Annotated in this window: 18 protein-coding genes; 1 reads left to right on the forward strand and 17 read right to left on the reverse strand. The window is 63.4% G+C overall.

The window, feature by feature from the left end; genetic code table 11:
* Positions 1-22: 22 nt before the first annotated feature.
* The 16 genes from CATRI_RS07055 to aspS form a co-directional block, all read right to left on the reverse strand.
* Positions 23-1,291, reverse strand: coding sequence for an HNH endonuclease signature motif containing protein (locus CATRI_RS07055; RefSeq protein WP_290216091.1), 1,269 nt, complete (start codon positions 1,289-1,291; stop codon positions 23-25).
* A 228-nt stretch (positions 1,292-1,519) separates the two neighbouring features.
* On the reverse strand, positions 1,520-2,140 hold the full coding sequence (nusB, locus tag CATRI_RS07060) for a transcription antitermination factor NusB (protein WP_290216093.1): 621 nt from the start codon (positions 2,138-2,140) through the stop codon (positions 1,520-1,522).
* Positions 2,141-2,154: 14 nt separating this feature from the next.
* Complete coding sequence (efp, locus tag CATRI_RS07065; RefSeq protein WP_290216095.1) at positions 2,155-2,718, reverse strand: elongation factor P; 564 nt, start codon at positions 2,716-2,718, stop codon at positions 2,155-2,157.
* Positions 2,719-2,768: 50 nt separating this feature from the next.
* On the reverse strand, positions 2,769-3,860 hold the full coding sequence (locus CATRI_RS07070) for an aminopeptidase P family protein (RefSeq protein ID WP_290216097.1): 1,092 nt from the start codon (positions 3,858-3,860) through the stop codon (positions 2,769-2,771).
* Between the two features lie 71 nt (positions 3,861-3,931).
* Entirely contained in the window at positions 3,932-4,360 is a 429-nt protein-coding gene (gene aroQ / locus CATRI_RS07075; RefSeq protein ID WP_290216099.1) for a type II 3-dehydroquinate dehydratase, read from the reverse strand.
* Positions 4,357-5,442 (reverse strand): 3-dehydroquinate synthase, encoded by a 1,086-nt coding sequence (gene aroB / locus CATRI_RS07080; RefSeq protein WP_290216101.1) that lies wholly within the window; start codon positions 5,440-5,442, stop codon positions 4,357-4,359. The genes aroQ and aroB overlap by 4 nt, the downstream gene beginning before the upstream one ends.
* Positions 5,443-5,459: 17 nt before the next feature.
* Positions 5,460-5,969, reverse strand: coding sequence for a shikimate kinase (locus CATRI_RS07085; protein ID WP_290216102.1), 510 nt, complete (start codon positions 5,967-5,969; stop codon positions 5,460-5,462).
* A complete protein-coding gene (gene aroC, locus CATRI_RS07090) occupies positions 5,969-7,183 on the reverse strand; it encodes a chorismate synthase (protein ID WP_290216104.1) in 1,215 nt (404 codons plus the stop codon). The genes CATRI_RS07085 and aroC overlap by 1 nt, the downstream gene beginning before the upstream one ends.
* 47 nt (positions 7,184-7,230) lie before the next feature.
* Complete coding sequence (locus tag CATRI_RS07095) at positions 7,231-7,635, reverse strand: prepilin peptidase (RefSeq protein ID WP_290216107.1); 405 nt, start codon at positions 7,633-7,635, stop codon at positions 7,231-7,233.
* A 10-nt stretch (positions 7,636-7,645) separates the two neighbouring features.
* The gene (locus CATRI_RS07100; protein WP_290216109.1) at positions 7,646-8,461 is read right to left on the reverse strand and encodes a shikimate dehydrogenase; all 816 of its coding nucleotides are present in this window, start codon (positions 8,459-8,461) and stop codon (positions 7,646-7,648) included.
* On the reverse strand, positions 8,458-9,651 hold the full coding sequence (gene mltG / locus CATRI_RS07105; protein ID WP_290216111.1) for an endolytic transglycosylase MltG: 1,194 nt from the start codon (positions 9,649-9,651) through the stop codon (positions 8,458-8,460). Before mltG ends, CATRI_RS07100 begins: the two co-directional genes overlap by 4 nt.
* Positions 9,648-10,145 carry a Holliday junction resolvase RuvX gene (ruvX, locus tag CATRI_RS07110; RefSeq protein ID WP_290216113.1) on the reverse strand — a complete coding sequence of 166 codons (498 nt, stop codon included), beginning with the start codon at positions 10,143-10,145 and terminating at the stop codon, positions 9,648-9,650. The genes mltG and ruvX overlap by 4 nt, the downstream gene beginning before the upstream one ends.
* 130 nt (positions 10,146-10,275) lie before the next feature.
* On the reverse strand, positions 10,276-12,942 hold the full coding sequence (gene alaS / locus CATRI_RS07115; protein WP_290216114.1) for an alanine--tRNA ligase: 2,667 nt from the start codon (positions 12,940-12,942) through the stop codon (positions 10,276-10,278).
* 74 nt (positions 12,943-13,016) lie between these two features.
* Positions 13,017-14,360 carry a replication-associated recombination protein A gene (locus tag CATRI_RS07120; RefSeq protein ID WP_435384152.1) on the reverse strand — a complete coding sequence of 448 codons (1,344 nt, stop codon included), beginning with the start codon at positions 14,358-14,360 and terminating at the stop codon, positions 13,017-13,019.
* 2 nt (positions 14,361-14,362) lie between these two features.
* Positions 14,363-15,586 carry a phosphotransferase family protein gene (locus CATRI_RS07125; protein ID WP_290221024.1) on the reverse strand — a complete coding sequence of 408 codons (1,224 nt, stop codon included), beginning with the start codon at positions 15,584-15,586 and terminating at the stop codon, positions 14,363-14,365.
* A 24-nt stretch (positions 15,587-15,610) separates the two neighbouring features.
* The gene (gene aspS, locus CATRI_RS07130) at positions 15,611-17,398 is read right to left on the reverse strand and encodes an aspartate--tRNA ligase (RefSeq protein WP_290216116.1); all 1,788 of its coding nucleotides are present in this window, start codon (positions 17,396-17,398) and stop codon (positions 15,611-15,613) included.
* A gap of 144 nt (positions 17,399-17,542) precedes the next feature.
* Between aspS and ypfJ the strand changes: the two genes are divergently transcribed.
* Positions 17,543-18,427, forward strand: coding sequence for a KPN_02809 family neutral zinc metallopeptidase (gene ypfJ, locus CATRI_RS07135; protein WP_290216118.1), 885 nt, complete (start codon positions 17,543-17,545; stop codon positions 18,425-18,427).
* Here the strand turns inward: ypfJ and CATRI_RS07140 are convergent.
* Positions 18,424-21,030: a DEAD/DEAH box helicase gene (locus CATRI_RS07140; protein WP_290216120.1), complete on the reverse strand. Its 2,607-nt coding sequence runs from the start codon at positions 21,028-21,030 to the stop codon at positions 18,424-18,426. The two genes, ypfJ and CATRI_RS07140, sit on opposite strands and share 4 nt — an antisense overlap.
* Positions 21,031-21,041 lie beyond the last annotated feature (11 nt).

Consider the following 21,041-nt stretch of genomic DNA (forward strand, 5'->3'; position numbering starts at 1 on the left):
CGTCGACTACCCTCGCCTTATGTCAGAACGGTGGTGGTCCTTCCCGCTCTATCTGCTCTGTCTTCTGTGCTTGGGACTCCGATCTGATCCTCGCTCTGCGCTTCGTAATCCGCTGGGACACCGTCTGCAACCACCGTCTTTCGCCGGGGGCTAGTGGCCCATCACCTTCGGACTCTGCCCAGGACCCATCATCAAACAAGAAATACTTCCGCCTCGTCACCGGGTCCATGACGTAGGTGACTCGACGGTCTGTCTTGATCGCATGGTGCTTGACACACAATGGGGCGAGGTTGGCTGCTGTCGTCGGCCCGCCATCAGCATGATTAATCCGGTGATCCATCTGTGCTCGATGAGCCGGGGCATCACACCCACCCACCGCACACGACCCATCAAGACCAATCACGAGGGAGCGGATATCTGCCGGTGTGGCGTACGCCTGGGAGACCTTCTCGGTGATGGCATCTAGATCAATCTCGACATCAACCCGGTTGAGAAGATCCTCGGTCTGCTTAACCGTGAGATACCCCACCCCAGAGACCCACCCCGGGGCAGTGGGGATATCCGATGCCTTATAGACGTTGAGGGTGACATTCGTAGCCCCCTCACCCCTAATCAGTGCTACGAGTGCGTCTGCTTGGCTGACCCCGTGAGTAATCGCGTACTTGCGGATACGAAGGTCGATCTCTTGGGCTGTGACTCCATCGAGATCAGCATGCAGCAGGCCTCTACCGTCATCGAAGACGATCGAGACACTATCAACCGGCTGCGGGGCGGGATCCTCGGAGGAGATCGTCTCGTCGAGCATGGTGATGATCGCATTGAGACGCTGTTTGATCTTGCCGGCTGTGGGAAGGATCTGATTCGCCCGGGTCGGGGTGAGGAACTTAGCTAGTTCGGTATCAATGAGGTCCAGGTGTTCTGACACGGTGGTGTCTGCTTTGCACAGGACACTATCGATGATCTTGAGCCGGGGGAGGTCGAGATGGAAGTAGTGCTCCTGGATTTCCTTCAATGCGGGAAGCTCGTTGAGGCGGTGGTGGGCGCTGATCGCGGACATGAGGTAGTGATCCCCGCGCCCCAGGGAACGCCGAAGCCTAGCCAGCACGATGTCGATGTCCTCATCATCACCGGGCAACACTGATTGCCACAGTTCGTGATCCTCGCGTCGCATTTGCGTTCCCCGGCGAGCGACAGGATCATCGGGTGAGCTGACAGCGTAGTAGTGCTGGGGAGGGGTCAGTGCTTTCTCAAGGTAGATCTCTACCATTGAGTGGTATATGTCGATGGTCACGTGTGCTCACCCCCAAGTGTTTCGCTTGCGTGTTCTAACACAATGTTAGAACACGCAAGCGAGTCACGCAAGGGGTAGGAGCAACTTTTTCAGCCTCACTCACCAAACGAATGTAGCTCGGTCCCCTAGCTGCCCCCACTACTCGTATAGGCAAAGAGAAACGCACCTTCCGCAATGCGCCTCACAATATCGAGGCGGAGCATGGAAGGTGCGTTTCACGAGAGTCGATCAGAGGTCGGGGCTCTCGGTAGATCGGACCGGACCGGGGCCGGGGTCGGCGGCGTTTGACGGCCGCGGCTCAGCGTCCACTCCGGGTTCATCCGGAGTGAACTCAGGATCAGCTTCTGCGTCAGCGATCGGCTCGGCCATCATGGGGTTGTCCGCGGAGGTGGACTGCGCGATGTCGTCCAGGACAGCATGGATGTACGGTGCAGCGACATCGTTTCCGTACTGGGAGGCCAATTCCACGCCTTCCACGACGGAGGTGGCGGCATCGACGTCGTCGTTGAAAAGGATCTCCCAGGCCGCGACGCGCAAGATAGCTCGGTCGACGGCGGGAAGCCGGTCCAATTCCCAGTCCTCGGCCAAGTAGCGCTCGATGGCTTCGTCGACCGAGTCGAGCTCTTCAGCGGAGCCGGCGACGATCACACGGGTGTAGTCGGCCACGGGAGCCACCTGCGAATCGGGCAGCTTGGCTAACGCAATACGATCCTCGATAATCGCGACGGGATCGATATCGCGGGCCTCTGCTTCGAAGAGGACATCAACGGCGCGGCGGCGGGCGCGATAACGCGCGCCATGGCGGCGCCAGTTCTTCTTGTCGGCGCCGGTCTCAGAGGTTTCACTCACAGTTGGTTAATGCCTTAGTTGGAGACGCGGGACTGGTAGTCGCCGGTGCGGGTGTCGACCTTGACCACGTTACCGATTTCGAGGAACAGCGGAACCTGAATCTCAGCGCCGGACTCCAAGGTAGCGGGCTTGGTACCGCCGGTGGAGCGGTCACCCTGCAGGCCGGGCTCGGTGTGGGTGATCTTCAAGTCCACGGAGACCGGAAGCTCAGCGAACAGGGCCTCACCCTCGTGGAAGGAGACCTGCACTCGCATGTTCTCCAGGAGGAACTGAGCGGCCTCGCCGAACTTGTCCTCGGACAGCTCAACCTGCTCGTAGTTCTTATCGTCCATGACAACGTAGGAGGTGCCGTCGTTGTACAGGTAGGTCATGTCGCGGCGGTCAACCGTAGCGGTTTCGACCTTGACGCCAGCGTTCCAGGTCTTATCGACATTCTTGCCGGTGACAACGTCCTTGAGCTTGGTGCGCACGAAAGCGGGACCCTTGCCCGGCTTGACGTGCTGGAACTCAACGATCTGCTGCAACTTGCCGTCGACCTTGAGCACAAGACCGTTCTTAAAATCAGCGGTGGACGCCACGAAGCTATCTCCCTTGGTGTTTGTTGTCCTGGTATATCAGCTTTACCAGCCTACACCACGTGCATTTCCTTACTGAGCGGGGTGATAATGCGCGCCGGACCCTGGGTGATCAATAAGGTGTCTTCGATGCGGACGCCGCCGCGTCCGGGGACATAAATGCCCGGCTCGATGGTCAGCGTCATGTGTTCTTTCAATTCGCCCTCGCCCACCTTGGAGGCGTAGGGACGTTCGTGGACCTCCAGACCGATGCCGTGTCCGGTGGAGTGGACGAAGTATTCGCCGTAGCCTGCCTCGTCGATGACGGCGCGGCAGGCGGCGTCGACGTCGATAAGCGGGGTACCTGGGGTGGCGGCTTCGACGCCGGCCAGCTGGGAGCGCAAGACAACGTCGTAGATTTCGCGGGAGAATTCATCTGCCTCGCCCATGACGAGGGTTCGGGTCATGTCCGAGTTGAAGCCGCGGGCGTGAGCGCCGAAGTCGATGGTCACCAAATCACCACGGCGGAGAATGCGGTCACCGGCGCTGTGGTGGGGCTTGGCGGAGTTCTCGCCGGAGGCGACGATGGTGTCAAAGCTGGGGCGCTCGGCGCCGAGAAGGCGCATTCGGTGTTCAAGGTCAGCAGCGATCTCCCGCTCCGAACGACCGATTGCGACCTCTCCGTTGGCTAAGAGGCCCTCGAAGGCCTCGACCGCGATCTCGGCGGTCTCGACCAGTCGAATGCGCTCGGTGGTGTCCTTAATCAGGCGAATGTCTTCGATGACACCGGTCACGGGTACCAGGGTGACGTCTTCGTTGCAGGCCTCTTGGAGGTTTTCCAGCTCCGCCACGGAGACATAGTCGGCCTCGAAACCGACGCGGCGAGGGCCTTCAATCCGGCGGAGAAGGGCCTCGGCGGAAGGACGATCAATGATCGCCGGGATGTCCGGGACCTCTTCGGCGATCTGAGTAATGTAACGGCCATCGGTGCAGATGGAGGCAGTCAAGTCCTTGGCCAGGACCAGGGCGGCGTTGGAGCCGGAGAACCCTGAGAGGAATCGGACATGCAGCAGGTTGGTCACCAGCATTTCATCAATGCGCATGCCGGATAGCTTGGCCGATAGTGCTCGGCGGCGAGTGGCAAAACGGGTGTCAGCGTAGGCCATGTGGGGTCCCTTCCCGGTCAAAAACTAACAGTTGTCTCACCAGAGTATCTGTCCCCGGCCACGGTCTGCGGCTAGCCCGCGAAAGACTCGAGGGCCAAGAGGTAGCCGCGGACACCGAGTCCGACGATGACGCCGCGGGCAATTGGAGAAAGATAGCTGTGATGACGGAATTCCTCGCGGGCGTGGACATTGGAAATGTGCACCTCGACGAAGCCTGCGCCATCAGATACCTCGGCGAGAGCATCACGTATGGCCACCGAGGTGTGGGTGAAGGCACCGGGGTTAATGATCACTCCCCAACCTTCATCAGCAGCCTCGTGCGCCCAATCGAGGAGGTCGCCCTCATGGTTGGACTGGCGGCATTCCACCTCAAGGCCGAGAGACTCAGCACGGGCAGCGATGAAATTTTCGACGTCGCTCAACGTGGTAGTCCCGTACACCTCCGGCTGGCGCTTGCCCAGGCGGTTGAGATTAGGGCCGTTGATAACCAGGATTTTCATCGTGCGCCACCTTCCACTAGTGCCTCATAAGCCGCTTGCAGCTGTTCCACCGACGGACCCTCTAGCCGGGTCGTCGCACCGGCCTGCCCATCCAGAGCAACGAAACGGATGTGTCCATCCCGGTTTTTCTTGTCCCGAGTCATGCCGGAGTAGAGCTCCTCGAAATGTCCACCCTCGTAGGACACGGGCAAGCCGACGGATTGCAGGATGGTTCGGTGGCGGGCGACCAGTTCGGCGTCAATAAGCTTTTGCTGCTGGGACAGGTGGGCGATGAACATCATGCCGACGGCGACGGCGTTGCCGTGGCGCCAGTGGTAGTTTTCGCGCAGCTCGACAGCGTGGCCGAAAGTGTGGCCGTAGTTGAGGATTTCCCGCAGTCCAGATTCTTTGAGATCCTGGCCCACGACGTTGGCCTTCACACTGACAGAACGGGCTATAAGTTCCGGGAGATGGCCGTCGACCCGCAAACACGCCACGGGATCTGACTCGTAGAGATCGAGGATTGCGGTGTCTGCGATGAAGCCAGTCTTGATGATCTCGGCGGAACCGGCAACGATCTCATCCGCGGGGAGTGATACCAGGCGATCGAGATCGATGAACACCGCATCCGGCTCGTGGAAAGCGCCAACGAGGTTCTTTCCCGCCCCCGTGTTGATTCCGGTCTTGCCGCCGACCGCGGCGTCCACCATCGCCAGCAAAGTGGTGGGAACCTGGATGACCCTAATTCCGCGCATCCAGGCAGCGGCGACGAAGCCCGCGAGGTCGGTCGCCGCTCCCCCGCCCAGACCGATGATCGCGTCGCCACGACCAAAAGCTTCTGCACCCAAACGATCCCATAGGGACCCGGCGACGGAGAGGACCTTGCCGGCTTCGGCGTCCGGTACCTCGGCCACGACGACTTCGATTCCGCGGGCGGTGAGTGCTTCACCCAAGCTGAAAGCGGGCTCGGTGAGCGGCGGCTGATGAATGATCATCACCTTGGCAGCCCCGGTGGACACGACGCGCTCAGCGATCGCGGTGTCCAGACCGTGATCGATGATGACCTCGTAGGGGCTGGGGCCATTTACCTTGATGGTGGTCACTGCGGGTCGGTGTCCTTTCACAGGGAGTCTAGGTAGCCGAGGATATCCGCCACGACCTGTTGGGGGGTACGCCCGTCGGTGCGGACGCGGTATCCGGAGACTTCGTCGTAGAACGGTGCGCGGCTGTCCAGGAGCTGGCGGTAGTGTGCGGCTGGGTCATCGGCGGCCAAGACCGGGCGGGACGTCTCATTGGCAGTTCGTCGAACGCCTTCGTCGGCGGAGACGTCGATCCACACCACGTCGTGATCTGCCAGCAAGCGTCGGGTCGAATCTGTGAGGACCGCTCCCCCGCCGAGGCTCACCACACCATTGCTGTCCAGGGCCGCAGCCACATGGCGGGCTTCGAGGGTACGGAAATCAGGTTCCCCGAGGTCGGAGAATACTTCCCCGCAGGTCTTTCCCGCCTCGATCTCAATGAGGTGGTCCGAGTCGATGAGGGGAAGCGCGAGGGCCCGTGCGAGGCGCCGACCAATCGTGGACTTACCGGCACCGGGGGGACCGACGAGAACGACCTTCGGCCCGATCATCACTCTGCCTCTCCGAAATCCAGTCGCTGACCGACATAAGCCAAGTAGGAGTCGACATTGCGCTTCGTTTCTGCCAGCGAGTCGCCGCCGAATTTTTCCAGCACCGCCCGCGCCAGGACGAGCGCCACCATGGATTCTGCCACCACACCGGCGGCTGGGACAGCGCAAACATCGGAACGCTGGTGAATGCCGGTAGCGGCGGAGCCATCGGACATATCCACCGTCTTCAGCGCCCGCGGCACGGTCGAGATGGGCTTCATAGCGGCCCGCACACGCAATGGCTGGCCGTTGGTCATACCGCCTTCCAGTCCGCCAGCCCGGTTGCTCAGGCGCTCGATCCCATCAGAACCGCGCACCATTTCATCGTGGGCCTCGCTGCCGCGGCGGCGAGCCTCCTCAAATCCGTCTCCGACCTCAACACCCTTGATGGCCTGGATTCCCATGAGGGCGGCGGCGAGCTGCGCGTCGAGGCGGTCCTCGCCCGACACGTGCGAGCCGAGGCCGATCGGCAGGCCCTCGACGATCACTTCGACGACACCGCCGAGGGTGTCACCAGCCTTCTTCGCGGCCTCGATCTCGGAGATCATGGACTCTTCGGCTACTCGGCTAAAGGCGCGCACCGGGGACTCATCAATCTTCTCCAGATCGGCGAAGGTCGGCTCCTCCCCTTCGACGACCTCGGAGCGGCCGATGCAAATCACGTGGCTGAGCACCTCGACTCCCAAGGTCTCCCGCAGGAAGCTGCGGGCAACAGTGGCGGCGGCGACCCGAGCCGCGGTTTCCCGGGCGGAGGAACGCTCCAGGATGGGTCGAGCCTCATCCTGGTCGTACTTGATCATCCCGGCGAAGTCAGCGTGGCCCGGGCGGGGGCGAGTGAGCTTGGCCCCCCGGCCAGATGTCATCTGCTTGGCGACGTCCTCATCGTCCAGATCCAGCGGATCGGCCGACATGATGGTCGTCCACTTTGGCCACTCCGTGTTGCCGATCATGATGGCGATGGGACTGCCCAAGGTGAGACCGTGCCGAACGCCGGTGAGCAGCGTCAACTCGTCGGCCTCAAACTTCATGCGCGCCCCGCGACCATAGCCGAGGCGGCGGCGGGACAGCTGAGCCGAGATCTCTTCGCGCGTCACAGGGACGCCGGCGGGCATGTGTTCAAGCAGGGCAATCAATGCTTGACCGTGTGATTCCCCTGCAGTAGTCCATCGAAGCATACGCACATTGTGTCATGTACCCCTGACATGACGGCGATGGACTCGAGTTAGAGCCCGCTCACCGCGGCGATTGAAGCGAAAGTCGCCACGATCATGGCCGGACCGTGGGGCAGGGAGCGCTGCCCCACCACTAGCCCGTGGGCCACCGTTAACAGCGACGCCCCAATAACCGCGCCGAACCACGCGACTGCCCCTCCCGAGGCGGCCAAAATGCCCAGGGAAACAGCGAGCTTAACGTCCCCGCCCCCAAATCCGCCGAGCACAACGTAAAGCAACGCCCACGCCAGCCCACCCACCAGCAACAGCGGATCGGTGCCGATGGCACCGACAACGGCGCCGCAGGCGGCGGGAACGGTGAGATGATTGGGGAGGCGGAGGACGCGGACGTCGATAAGCGAAAGGGCGACCGCCCAACCGACGACGATAATGACAGCTCCCCCGAGCATCCACATGCCCGAGAGACTAGCGCAACGAGTCCTTGAGCGCTTGGCGCATGATCTCGCGCGGGGGCTCCACGCCGGTGAAGAGCTCGAACTGCCCGAAGGCCTGGTAGGCGAGCATGACATCGCCACCGACGGTCACGTACCCGTTCGCGGCCGCAGCGGTGGTGAGGGGGGTAGGCCAGGGATCATAAATAACGTCGAGGATGGGGGCGTGCGCGAGGGCGGACTCGTGGCCCTCAATTGCGGCCGGGGGGACCGTGGAAATGATGACGTCTGCGGCAAAGGACAACGCCGCGAGGTCGGCGTCAAAGCTACTGATGCTGAAGGGTACCTCCCCCAGCAATGTGCGAAGCTCCTCGCTGCGATCGGTGCGGTTAATTATGTCGATTTCTTCTACACCCGCCTGGCGCAGCGCCCACAACGCTGGGCGAGCAGTGCCGCCGCCACCGATGACGAGCGCACGGCGGATCGGCCGGGAGCCCACCAATTCCGACAAGGCGCCGATGATGCCGTCGACGTCGGTGTTGTCGGCGAACCAGCCGTTCTCGGTTCGGATCAGGGTGTTCGCCGAACCGATCTCCCTCGCGCGCTCGCTTGCCTCATCGGCGAATTTCAGAGCCGCAAACTTAGCGGGCATGGTGACGGAGAAGCCACGAAAGCTCTCATCCGCCTCGCGGACAATGCGCGGCAAATCTTCTGCCGCACACTCGATCCGGGAGTATTCCCAGTGCGGCAGGCCTGCGGCCGCGTAACCGGCGTTGTGGAGGATCGGTGAGCGGGAATGCTCGATTGGAGTGCCCAACACAGCAGCCCGCTGGGTTTTCGGCTGACTCATCGGTTCGTGTCCAGAACTCCAGACTCGAGAGCTTGCTGGGTGTCGCGCAGGTGCTCCTCGAAGGTGTCATTGAACAGCGTGGTGCCGTCCTGATCCACGGTGACGAAGAAGAGCCAGTTGCCGTCGGCGGGGTTTTCCATGGCGGAGATTGCCTCCATGGAGGCCGCAGCGATGGGTGTGGCCGGCAGGCCATCCATGGCGTAGCTGTTCCACGGCGTCACGCGAGCACGATCCTCGTCGGTGGTGGCCACCTCGACGTCCTCCAGCCCGTAGTTGACGGTGGAGTCAAACTCGAGCCGCATGGGCTCATCCAGACGATTGAGGATGACGCGGGCAACCTTGTCGAAGTCGCCGGCTGGAGCCTCCCGTTCGACCAACGAGGCCGCAATGAGCAGCTGATAGGGCGTCAGGTTGAGGGCAGCGGCACGGTCGACGATCCCGGACTCGTTGAACTGGTTCGCCGAACGGGTGACCAGGTCGGTGAGGATCTCTTCGGCGTTCATCTGCGGGTTGACGATGTAGCGACCCGGAACGATGAGGCCTTCGAGGCGCTTGGGATCATTGCCGCGGGCAGTGACGGCGTCGCGGGCCCAATCAGGGACTCCTAAAGTGTCCAGGCTGGCGGTGGCACCCGCCTTTTGGAGGTCCGCGGCCGAGATGCAGTTGGTGGAGCCCTCGGTGCAGGTCACGCTAGAAATCTGGCTGTAGATACCCTGGCGGGTCTGCCCCGCGATGACACGGACGTCAAGCAGAGTCGAGCCGCCGTGAATGTCCAGCATCTCAACTTGGTTGGCAGGGTCGAGCAGCGCCTGCACCGCCGAAGCGGCGCTCATTTCCTCCTGCAGGCGGTAGAACCCAGGCTGGATACTGCCGGCGTTGGGATTGTTGGCAGCAGCGGTTTGGAAGGCACCATCCGATTTAACGATGCCGCGTTCTTCCAACTCTGGCCCCAGCAGGGACACAGCCGAACCTTCAGGGATCTCCACCAATTGGTAGGTCCCATTGCCAGTGCCCTCGAAATCGCGCTTGCCGCCGGATCCGCCGGAGAACTGGACACCGATGTACACCACGGCTCCGATGATAAGAATGAGCGAGGCGATGAGCACGGCCGCCCCTCGCTGGCGGCGTTTGACGTACTTGGGATCCATGCGACGGCCTCCCTGGCCTCGGACGGGAATGCTGTTGCTCATGAAGTCTCCTGGGTAAAGGTGGCGGCGCGGGCATCGAGCCAGGACTGCAGGATCTCGACGGCCGCAGCCTGATCGATCACCTTTCGACCGGCTTTTTCCGATACTCCCGAGGCACGCAGGGCTGCCGTGGCGGCGACGGTAGTGAGGCGTTCATCGGCCATGCGTACGGGGACATTTGGTAGGCGACGTTTAATCCGAAAGGCGATTTCCTTGGCGTGCTTGACACTCGCCGAGCCATAGCCTTTGAGGTCGCGGGGCAATCCCACGACTACCTCTACGGCACCGTATTCCTCAATGAGGCCAACCAATCGGTCAATATCACCCTTGTCGCGGTCCTTGAACCCGGTCTCCCGCGCGACGGTCTCCACTGGAGTGGCCAACACGGCAGCTCGGTCGGACACTGCTACGCCGATGCGTACCGTGCCCACGTCGAGCCCGATTCGGCGACCCTCCCCGGGGTCATCCGGCCCCGGGGTGTCAGGAGTGACCTTCATAGCAGGCAGAGACCTTTCGTCGACAACGGCGCGGGCACATGTTCACGGTAGCCCCGAGACTCGCCCTGGCGAGGTACACCTCCGGCGTGTCTCGTGACCAATCCGTGATCTTTGCCTGATCTTACAGATCCTACAAGCGCCCCAGTTCTTCGCGCACGGCATTAAATCCGACGTCGAGGCCCGCAACGTCCGTGCCAGAGCCTTGAGCCATGTCGGGCTTTCCGCCACCGCGACCGTCGACGTAGCTGGACAGCAGCTTGACCAACTCGCCGGACTCGACTCCTAGGTCGAGGGCATCCTGGGTAGCACCAACGATGAACGGCAGCTTGTCACCATCGGCGGAGGCCAGGACGATGACGGCCGGCTTTCCGGAGAGGCGGCCGCGCAGATCCGTGGCGATGGATCGCAGGTCGCCACCGGAAACACCGTCGGGCAGGCGCTGCAGGAGCACCGTCACCTTGCCGACGGTCTCAGCCTGTGACACCAGTTCCCCGGTGCGGGAGGCCAGCTGCTGGCGGTTGAGGTCGGCGATCTGCTTTTCGGCGGCCTTGAGCTTTTCGGTCAGCTGAGAGACTCGCTCCGGGAGCTCCTCCGTCGGAGCCTTGAGGGAGGCAGCGAGGCCGTTGGCCAGCGCGGCTTCCTTAGAGAAGTAGCGGAAGGAATCCAGACCGGAGTAGGCCTCGATGCGGCGGGCACCGGAACCCACCGAGGACTCGCCCAGCACGGCGACCGGGCCGATCTGCGAGGTGTGCTCGGTGTGAGTACCACCGCACAGCTCGATGGAGAAGGGCCCACCGATTTCGACGACACGAACCTCCGAGCCGTAGTTCTCCCCGAATAGAGCCATGGCCCCCATCTTCTTGGCCTCCTCCAGCGAGGTTTCGATGGTGTTGACGGCCAAGTCGGCGTCCACGGCCTGGTTGGTAATCGTGGCGATCTCGCTGAGCTGCGACGGGGTGAGCTGCTCGGTGTAGTTGAAGTCGAAGCGGAGGTAGCCGGGTCGGTTGAGCGAGCCAGCCTGGACGGCGGTGGGGCCGAGCACCTGGCGCAGGGCAGCGTGGATGAGGTGCGTGCCGGTGTGGGCCTGGCGGGCGCCGTGGCGCCACTGCGGATCCACCTCGGCGCGCACGGCCTGACCGAGGTCGATTCCGCCGGAGGTGACGGTGGCCTTGTGCACCCACAGCTTCTTGCCGATCTTCTGGACGTCATTGACCTCCAGGATCGTGTCACCGGCGACGAGGCGGCCGCGGTCGGCCGTTTGTCCACCGGACTCGGCGTACAGCGGGGAGACGTCGAGGATAACCTCGACCTCGTCGCCCTGGGTGGCGTGCGTGACCGACTGGCCATTGATGACCAGACCCAGCACCTTGGCATCAGCGGTCAGCTCGGAGAACCCGACGAACTCGGTCGGGTTGTTGTCCACCCATTCGCGGTACACGGACAGGTCAGCGTTGCCGTGCTTCTTGGCGCGGTTATCGGCCTTGGCACGGGCCCGCTGCTCGCTCATGGCGGCCTCAAAGCCGGCCACGTCGACCTCGAGGCCAGCCTCGGCGGCCATCTCCAGCGTCAGGTCGATCGGGAAGCCGTAGGTGTCGTGCAACGAGAAAGCATCCTCGCCGGAGAACAGCTTCGTCCCCGACTCGACGAGTCGGGAGGCTGCTTCGTCGAAACGCTGGGTTCCGGACTCCAAGGTCTTGAGGAAGGCCTTTTCCTCGGCGACGGCGGTGCGCACGATGCGGTCGCGGTTGTCGGCAATCTCCGGGTAGGACGGGGTCATCGTGTCCATGATGGTGTTCATGAAACGCTCGAGGGTCTCCCCGGTGGCACCGAGCAGGCGGGCCGAGCGGACGATGCGACGCAGGAGGCGACGGAGGATGTAGCCGCGGCCCTCGTTGGAGGGGGTCACGCCGTCGAGGATGAGCATCATGCCGGTGCGCGAGTGGTCAGCGATGACTCGGAAGCGGATGGCATCGGGGCCGTCGCCCTGGTATTTGGCGCCGGTGATCTCCTCAGCGACGTCGATTACCGGGCGCAGCAGATCGGTCTCGTAGACGTTCTCCACGTCCTGGAGCAGCAGGGCGACGCGCTCGACGCCCAGGCCCGTGTCGATGTTCTTCTTCGGCAGATCACCGAGAATCTCGAAGGAATCCTTGCCGGTACCCTCGCCGCGGATCTTCTCCATGAAGACGAGGTTCCAGATCTCTAGGTAGCGGGTGTCGTCGGCGGCCGGGCCGCCTTCCTTCCCGTGCTCGGGGCCGCGGTCGTAGTAGATCTCCGAGCACGGGCCACACGGCCCGGGCACGCCCATCGACCAGTAGTTGTCGGCCATACCAAGGCGCTGGATGCGCTCGGCGGGCACGCCGATCTTCTTCTCCCAGATCTCGGCGGCCTCATCGTCGTCGAGGTAGACGGTGACCCACAGTCGTTCCGGGTCGAGCCCATAACCGCCCTCAGACAGGGGGTTGGTCAGCAGCTCCCAGGCGTGCGTGATGGCACCTTCCTTGAAGTACTGGCCGAAGGAGAAGTTACCGGCCATCTGGAAGAAGGTGTTGTGGCGGGTGGTGATGCCCACCTCGTCGATGTCGAGGGTGCGCACGCACTTCTGGATCGAGGTAGCGGTGCCGTTGGGGAACGGCGGATTCTGCTGGCCAAGGAAGTAAGGCTTGAAGGGCACCATGCCCGCGTTGACGAACAGAAGGTCCGGATCCTCCAAGATGAGCGACGCGCTCGGGACGGCCTCGTGGCCAGCGTCGACGAAGTGTTGGGTGAAACGCTCCCGGATCTCATGAGTCTGCACGTCAGGGGGTCCTTTCAAAGGTATCGCTGGTGGTGCTATAACAGCGTCCTACCTTACCCCCTTTTCATAAGGCCCTACTCTCGGCCTCGCACGATCCTCCGCAGCCTACCGATGTAATCGGCGATCCTCTTCTCCGAACCGTGCTCCTTCGGCCGGTAGTACATGGCTTCTACCAGCTCATCCGGCAGATACTGCTGCTTGACGACGCCGCGCGGATCATCGTGGGGATAGACGTAGCCCACCGCATGTCCCAGCTTTTTCGCACCTTCGTAGTGGCCATCTCGCAGGTGGGAAGGCACGTGCCCGATCTTGCCCGCCCGCACATCCGCCTGGGCGGAACTGATCGCCTCATAGACGGCATTCGATTTCGGGGCAGTTGCCAGATGCACCACCGCTTGAGCCAACGTCAGTTGTGCTTCCGGCATGCCGATGAGTTGGACCGCCTGCGCGGCGGCAACGGCTGTTTGTAAGGCAGTGGGATCGGCCATGCCGATGTCCTCGGAGGCGAGGATGACGAGTCGTCGGGCCACGAAGCGTGGGTCCTCGCCCGCCTCGAGCATCCGAGCCAGGTAGTGCAGTGCGGCATCGACATCCGATCCCCGCAGCGACTTGATGAACGCGCTGATGACGTCATAATGCTGGTCGCCGTCGCGGTCGTAGCGCACCACCGCCCGATTGACGTTGTCTTTGATCACGTCGACGCCTATCGACGCCCCGTCGGCCACCGCCTCCGCGGCCGCCTCCAGGTAGGTCAGGGCCCGGCGGGCGTCGCCGCCCGCCAACAACACCAGCTGTTCGAGTGCCTTCTCGTCGATGGTGACGCGGCCGCCCAGACCGCGCTCGTCGTTGATGGCGCGGGTGATGACGTCGGCCACGGCGGCGTCGTCAAGCGGGTTGAGCTGCAGCAACAACGAACGCGACAGCAGCGGCGCGACTACGGAAAACGACGGATTTTCCGTCGTCGCGGCCACCAGCAAGACAGTGCGGTTTTCCACTGCCGACAGCAACGCATCCTGCTGGGTCTTGGAGAAGCGATGCACCTCGTCGATGAACAGGACGGTGCGTTCCCCGTGCACTAAGTCTCGGCGGGCTTTGGTGATGACCTCGCGGACTTCCTTGACTCCGGAGTTGAGCGCAGATAGGCCCACGAAGTTCCGGTCGGTGGCAGTGGATACGAGCGACGCGATGGTCGTCTTACCGGTGCCAGGCGGGCCGTAGAGGATGACCGAGGCGTGCCCGGAGCCCTCAACGAGGCGTCGCAGGGGGCGGCCCTCACCGAGGAGGTGCTCCTGGCCGACGACCTCGTCCAGGGTGCGCGGCCGCATGCGCGCCGCCAGCGGCGAATGATCCCCGGCGTGGAAGAAGTTGGCCCCTTCTACCCCGCTGGGTTCCTGACCGAACAGCGCGTCCTGAGCCACGATTAATAGGCCTGCAAGCGGGGCTCAGCCAGGCGATCGGCGAGTTCCTTGGCAAACTTCGCGATCACGCCAAAAGAAGGGTCGGCGCCACGGGCCGAGTACCGAGCCAGGGCTTCAAAGGTCTCATACATATCCCGGCGGAAGATGATCTCTTCTCGGGTGAAGGGACCGTGATCCGCAGGCCGCAGCAGGCGGGTATCCGCCGCGACTCGGGTGGGATCGAAATCATCGCCCTCCTCGTGCAAGGTATGAACGGCCTCCGAGAGCGAACCGAAGTGCATGAGCGCCACGCTTGACAGCGCCCAGCCCAACAACGCGCCGGTGATTCGCTTGTGGAGGTTATCTTCATCGGTGAAGTTCGGCCACAAGGCGCCGACCTCGTGCACCCAGGAATCGACGAAGACATCGGCTTCGTCGTCGGTGATCGGATGGGTGAAGATGAACTGCGGGAATCCGGCAATGACGCACGCCAGGTCAAAACTGACGTCGCGGAAGCCCGCCCACTCGTAGTCCAGGAAGTGGGTCTTGTTCGCCACGATGATGTTGTCTGGGGACAAATCGAAGGGCGAAAACGCGCGATGCCGCGCTACTTTGAGGCGGTGGCGCGCCTCAGTGGAAAACTCGCTGACCAGTTCCGGGATCTCGAATCCGGCGCTACGTAATAGCTCCTCTCCCACCTGGATCGCCTGACCGAAGGCCACGCTCCGCAGCTGTTGAATCTCCTGCGAACCGGAGTGAGTGCGCAGCATCCGCGAAAGCAAGATGTCAAAATCTTGTTCATGCTCGGCGGTACCAGCGTGCATGCGTCCCAGCGCGGTACCGAGATTCCGCAGGATGTGCACTCGACGTTCCGCATCCTCTGTCTGGAGCAGATCGGCGAACGTGTCCCCGTCACCGGAGTCACTGAGGACGATGATCCGCTGGTCCACGTCGTAGGCCAGCAGGACCGGACCGGGGCGAACGGATTCACTCAACGACGTGGTGAATTGGTAGGAGACGATCTCCCGAATGAGAGCGGCATCATTGAGCGCGTCCCCGGAGTGCGGGGAGTACTTCAAAATCACCGATCGTTGCTGCAGGAACGGCGAGGGCGCTACCCGAGCGCGAAGGACCAAGGCGTTGCCAGAGCCGCTGAGCTGTGTGACATCCGACAACAGCTGATTTCCACCGAAGCGCTGGGACAGGGTGTCCTGGGCGACGGCGACGATAGCGTCCTGGTTGAGCAAGTTCATGGTCCCTCAGAGTGATCCTTATTCGGGCTTGGCAGGCTTAGCGTCGATACCGGTTTCCTTGCGCTGCTGCGCAGAAATCGGGGCCGGGGCCTCGGTCAGCGGGTCAACTCCGCCGCCCGACTTCGGGAAGGCAATGACGTCGCGAATGGAGTCGAAGCCGCCGAGCAGGGAGACGATGCGGTCCCAGCCAAAAGCGATGCCGCCGTGAGGCGGGGCGCCGAAGGCGAAGGCGTCGAGCAGGAAGCCGAACTTTTCCTGAGCTTCCTCGTTGGAAATACCCATGACCTCGAATACGCGCTCCTGAACAGCACGCTGGTGGATACGGATGGAGCCGCCGCCGATCTCGTTGCCGTTGCACACGATGTCGTAGGCGTAGGCGGTGGCCTCGCCCGGGTTGCTATCAAAGCTGTCGAGCCACTCCGGCTTCGGGGAGGTGAAGGCGTGGTGCACGGCGGTCCACTTGGAGTGGCCCAGGGCGACGTCACCGGAAGCGGTTGCCTCAGCTGCGGGTTCAAACATGGGGGCGTCAACGACCCAGGTGAAGGCCCAGTCGCCCTCCTTGATCAGGCCTAGCTTGTTGGCGATCTCGCCGCGAGCGGCACCGAGGAGTGCACGGGAGGACTTGGTTTCCCCGGCAGCGAAGAAGATGCAGTCGCCCGGCTTGGCTCCCACGTGGGCGGCAATACCGGCGCGCTCGGCCTCGGTGATGTTTTTAGCCACGGGGCCAGACAACTCTCCGTCTTCACCGACGAGAATGTAGGCGAGACCTTTGGCGCCGCGCTGCTTGGCCCACTCCTGCCAGGCATCGAGCTGGCGTCGCGGCTGGGAGGCACCGCCCTCCATGACGACAGCACCGACGTAGTCGTTCTTGAAGACGCGGAAGGAGGTGTCCTTAAAGAACTCGGTGCACTCCGTGATCTCGATATCAAAGCGCAGGTCCGGCTTATCCGAGCCGTATCGGCGCATAGCTTCGGCGTAGGTCATGCGTGGGATCGGGGTGGAGATCTCGTAGCCGATGAGCTTCCACAGGGACACGAGGATTTCCTCGGCCAGGGCAATAACATCGTCCTGGTCGACGAAGCTCATCTCGACGTCAAGCTGGGTGAATTCCGGCTGGCGGTCGGCGCGGAAATCCTCATCGCGGTAGCAACGAGCAATCTGGTAATAACGCTCCATGCCCGCGACCATGAGCAGCTGCTTGAACAGCTGTGGGGACTGCGGCAAGGCGTAGAAGCTACCCGGCTTGAGGCGCGCCGGCACGACGAAGTCGCGGGCGCCCTCGGGGGTGGAACGGGTCAGCGTCGGGGTTTCAATCTCTGCGAAGTCGTGCGCATCAAGAACCTCCCGCGCTGCACGGTTCGCGGCCGAGCGCAGGCGCAGGGCCTGGGCTTGGCGCTGACGACGTAGGTCGAGGTAGCGGTAGCGCAGGCGCGCTTCTTCACCGACCTCGCCGCCGGACTGGGAGCTGTCATCGATCTGGAAAGGTAGCGGAGCAGACTCGTTGAGAACCTCCAGCTCGGTGACGTTGAGCTCGATGTCACCGGAAGCGAGGTTCGGGTTTTCCGACCCCTCCGGGCGGGGCTCCACGACGCCGGTAACGCGGACGCAGTACTCCGAGCGCAGGTCATGGGCGCGCTCGGCGACGTCGGACTCACGGAAGACGACCTGGGCCAGTCCGGAGCGGTCGCGCAGGTCGATGAAGATCACGCCTCCATGGTCGCGGCGACGGGCCACCCAACCAGTGAGGGTGACAGTCTGGCCAGCGGTTTCTTTGCGGAGGTCGCCCGCGAGGTGAGTGCGCAGCACGTTCGTTCTACGTCCTTCCAATTTCGTTGATCACTTTCATCAGGCAGCCGAAGGCAGCCCTATCTCCGGTGGAGTCTACCCTTTTGCCCATTTTCCCCACTCCACTCCCCCACAACCTTGGGCAAGGTGTGTAAAGATAACCACATGACATTCCGTAAGGATGCCAATGTCACCGGTGGCCGCCGCGCCACAACCGGTGGCGGTGGCGGAAAAATCGCAGTCGGCGGCGGCATCGGTTCGCTCCTCCTCGTCGGCCTCTTTCTTCTTCTCGGCGGCAATCCCGGCGACATTGGGCAAGTTCTCGGCGGCGGCCAACAGGAGCAGCTGCCCGCGGGTACCTCCAGCCAGCTGGAGCACTGTAATACCCCCGAAGACGGCAATAAGTATGCCGATTGCCGCGTGGACTTCACCGCCCAGTCGGTGGATCAGATGTGGCAGACGATGCTGCCGGAGCAGGCCGGTATTCAGTACACCGACCCCGGTCGCGTGGTCTTCCAGAACTCCGTCCAGTCCGGCTGCGGCATGGCGTCCTCGGCGACGGGCCCCTTCTATTGCCCCGCCGACCAGACGGCCTACTTCGATGTCTCCTTCTTCAATCAGCTCAACCAGCTCGGCGGTTCTGACTCTCCGTTGGCGCAGATGTACATCGTCGCCCACGAGTTCGGGCATCACGTCCAGCAGCTGGAAGGCACCCTTGGTTTGAGCAACTACAACAACCCGGGCGCCGACTCCAATGCCGTCAAGATCGAGCTCCAAGCCGATTGCTATGCCGGCATCTGGGTCTCCCAAGCGGACAAGGGCGACAACGCATCCCTCGAGCCCATTACCCGCGACCAGGTGGCCACTGCCATCGATACTGCGAGGGCCGTCGGCGACGACAACATCCAGAAGCGCACCGGTGGCGAGGTCCGCCCCGATGTGTGGACCCACGGTTCCTCGGAGCAGCGCCAAGAAGCCTTCCTCGCCGGCTACAACAATGGCACCATGGCGTCCTGCGACACCCTCGGGCGCAACGCCTACTCCAGCTAGGAGTACCCAAGCCGCGCCCGTTCGGCCGCGATGATCGCGGTGGCCAGCTGTCCCTCCGTCACATCGATGGCGTCGGGGACGGCGGCGCTTTCCGACGGCCGCGCGTAGGCCTCAAACAGCGAGCTCTTCCCGGCCAGCATGTCGAGCATCCGCTCGTCGACGGTGTCGTCGGCGATGAGCCGGTGAACGAGCACCGAAGAAGTCTGGCCCATGCGGTGGACCCGGGCGATGGCCTGGGCCTCGATGGAGGGCTTGACTTGTGGCTCCACGAGGATGACCACAGACGCGGACTGGATGTTCAAGCCGGTCCCTCCGGCGGTGATCTGTGCCAGGAGGACGGAGCCGGGGGCGGAGGTGCCGAGGGCGTCGATAAGCTCTTGGCGCGCGGCGGGGGCGACAGACCCGGAAACGGTGCCCACGACGCGCTCACCCAACGCCTGTTCGAGGACGGTGAGGACGTCGAGGAAGTACGTGAAGATGAGGATCTTGCGTCCCGCTTCCTCGGATTCTGCGACGATCTCGAGGATGCGTTCCAGCTTGGCGGGTATGGCATCGGGGGTGGTCATTGGCGCGCGGCACATGGCCATGAAATTCGCCGCCTGGACGGCGGAGGCGTAGTGCGCTTGGTCCTGAGAAGTTAGGTCGACCCAGTCGAGCTGGTCGAGTTTGTCGGGGAGCTCATCAAGCACTTCGGCTTGATTACGCCGCAAGTATGCGGGGGCGACGCGGACGCGGAAGTCCTCGGCGCTGAGCGATTCCATGCCTGCCACCACGAGATCGGGGGCAACGTAGCCGACGAGGGTGGCGAATTCCGAGACGCGGTTCTCCAGCGGCGTACCCGTCATGAGCAGGGCGTGGGAAGCCTGGTCGATGAGCGTCCGGCAGGCGCGGGTGCGGGCGGCGGCGGGGTTTTTTATCATGTGGGCCTCGTCGACAACGATGAGGTCCGGGGCCGGCAAGGTCATGGTCCGGGCGCCGTCGTAGGTGACCACGCAGATACCTCCGGACTCGGCCCAGGCGCCGACTGCGGTGTCCTTGCCCTCACCGTGGGCTTTGTAGACGGGTAGGTCGGTGAAGCGGCGCGATTCGCGCACCCAGTTGGTGATCACCGACGCCGGAGCCACCACCAGCGTCCGGCCCCCGAGATGAGCCGCCACCGCTAGCGCCTGCACCGTTTTACCCAGGCCCATCTCATCGCCGAGGATAACCTTCTCCTGCACAAGGGCGAAGCGGGCGCCGAATGATTGGTAGCCGCGCAAGTGGAGATCGGTGAGGTGGGTCTGGTCGAGTTTCAGGGAGCGAATGCGGGTGAGGATGTCAGCCGCGAGATCGTCGCCGCCTTCCACCTCGAGTCCCAACAAGGTGGCCAACAATGCTTGGTAGTGGGCCGGGCGCACGAGGTAATCGGCCCACGTCTCTCCGCTGAGGCTCACCGGTTGGGCGGGCTGGAGAATCTGCGGGTGCGCCTGGGCCCAGGAGATGTCGTCGAGGAACTGCTCCCAATCGGGCCCGCTGCCCACCACGGTCCAGGGCTCCAGGCTCGTTGGTACGTCCAGGTGGTCGACGTGGCCGAGAATCCGGCGTCGCCGGGCGCGTTCCACCTCATCGAGATCATTGATCTGGTCAAAGCGGGCCAGGGTCCGCACCAGGGCAGTCGCGGCCGCGGTGGGGGTATCACCAATGCCCGTTGTGTGGGTGTCCACGGCTTCCCGGCGAAGGGATTCCGCGGCGGCCTTGAGCCGGCGGGCGGTTTGCTCGCCGATTCCGGAGACCTGGGTAAGCAAACCAAGAGGTGCGCGGAGAACATCGGCGACCGTGGACACGCGGACCTGGTCGAGGCCACTGAATCGCAGGCGCTCGGCGGTGGCCGTTTTCAGCGCCTCGACGGGCAACTGCTCCAGGAGGACCTGTGCCCGCTCGTCGGTGAGGGCATCGAGCTGCCGTTCGGCGTCGCGGCGCATGGCGGGCTCTGAGTTCGGGTCATCGCGCAGTGCGCGGGCGGCGGCGAGAACGGGTCGCGCGGTGGAGGCATCGTAGGGCGCGAACTCCCCCGGTGCGCCGACGGCACCGGCGAGAGCTGACTGTGCGGCGGCGAGGAGATGATCCGGGGTGCCGTGGGAACCAGGAAACAGCGCCACTCCGCGGGCTTGCCGCGAAGCGGAGGCAGAGGCGATATCAACGTAGGTCCGCACATCGGCAGCCAAGAGCGACAGCTCGGACACGCGACGCGCGAGATCCGACGCGGCTGCCTCCGCCGTCGCGGTCCTCCCACCAGCACTGAACAGTCGGCCGAAGAAACCTGGGGCAGCGTCGCGGGCGACCGCCCGGATGGGGGCGAGGTTCGAGGCCTGAAAGACGAACTCCTCCAGCCTTTCCCGTGCCCCGGGCAAAGATGACAGCTCCACCGTGGCGTAGAAATCCGCTGGCCAGGAAACTGCTCCCGGAGGGAGCAGGACCGTGCCGTCGTCGAAGCGGACGGCGGCGGTGACGGTGGGCAAACGTGGGGTACGGAGGGCGTCGATAAGCGAGCGGGCCGGGGCGATCAAGGCGGTGAGCTGGTCGCTGTCGTAGAGGAGTCGCTGCAAATCCGCGCGGTTGATCATGGTGGATCAGT

Origin of the sequence: Corynebacterium atrinae, assembly GCF_030408455.1 — a bacterium.
In the GTDB taxonomy this organism is placed as follows: Bacteria; Actinomycetota; Actinomycetes; order Mycobacteriales; family Mycobacteriaceae; genus Corynebacterium; species Corynebacterium atrinae.

Excerpts from the sequence above, each read along its gene's own strand:
- mltG (WP_290216111.1), bottom strand. The coding sequence starts at position 9,651 with ATGAGCAACAGCATTCCCGTCCGAGGCCAGGGAGGCCGTCGCATGGAT.
- ruvX (WP_290216113.1), bottom strand. The coding sequence starts at position 10,145 with ATGAAGGTCACTCCTGACACCCCGGGGCCGGATGACCCCGGGGAGGGT.
- aroQ (WP_290216099.1), bottom strand. The coding sequence starts at position 4,360 with ATGAAAATCCTGGTTATCAACGGCCCTAATCTCAACCGCCTGGGCAAG.
- aroC (WP_290216104.1), bottom strand. The coding sequence starts at position 7,183 with ATGCTTCGATGGACTACTGCAGGGGAATCACACGGTCAAGCATTGATT.
- CATRI_RS07140 (WP_290216120.1), bottom strand. The coding sequence starts at position 21,030 with ATGATCAACCGCGCGGATTTGCAGCGACTCCTCTACGACAGCGACCAG.
- CATRI_RS07100 (WP_290216109.1), bottom strand. The coding sequence starts at position 8,461 with ATGAGTCAGCCGAAAACCCAGCGGGCTGCTGTGTTGGGCACTCCAATC.
- CATRI_RS07095 (WP_290216107.1), bottom strand. The coding sequence starts at position 7,635 with ATGTGGATGCTCGGGGGAGCTGTCATTATCGTCGTCGGTTGGGCGGTC.
- CATRI_RS07070 (WP_290216097.1), bottom strand. The coding sequence starts at position 3,860 with ATGGCCTACGCTGACACCCGTTTTGCCACTCGCCGCCGAGCACTATCG.
- ypfJ (WP_290216118.1), top strand. The coding sequence starts at position 17,543 with ATGACATTCCGTAAGGATGCCAATGTCACCGGTGGCCGCCGCGCCACA.
- CATRI_RS07085 (WP_290216102.1), bottom strand. The coding sequence starts at position 5,969 with ATGATCGGGCCGAAGGTCGTTCTCGTCGGTCCCCCCGGTGCCGGTAAG.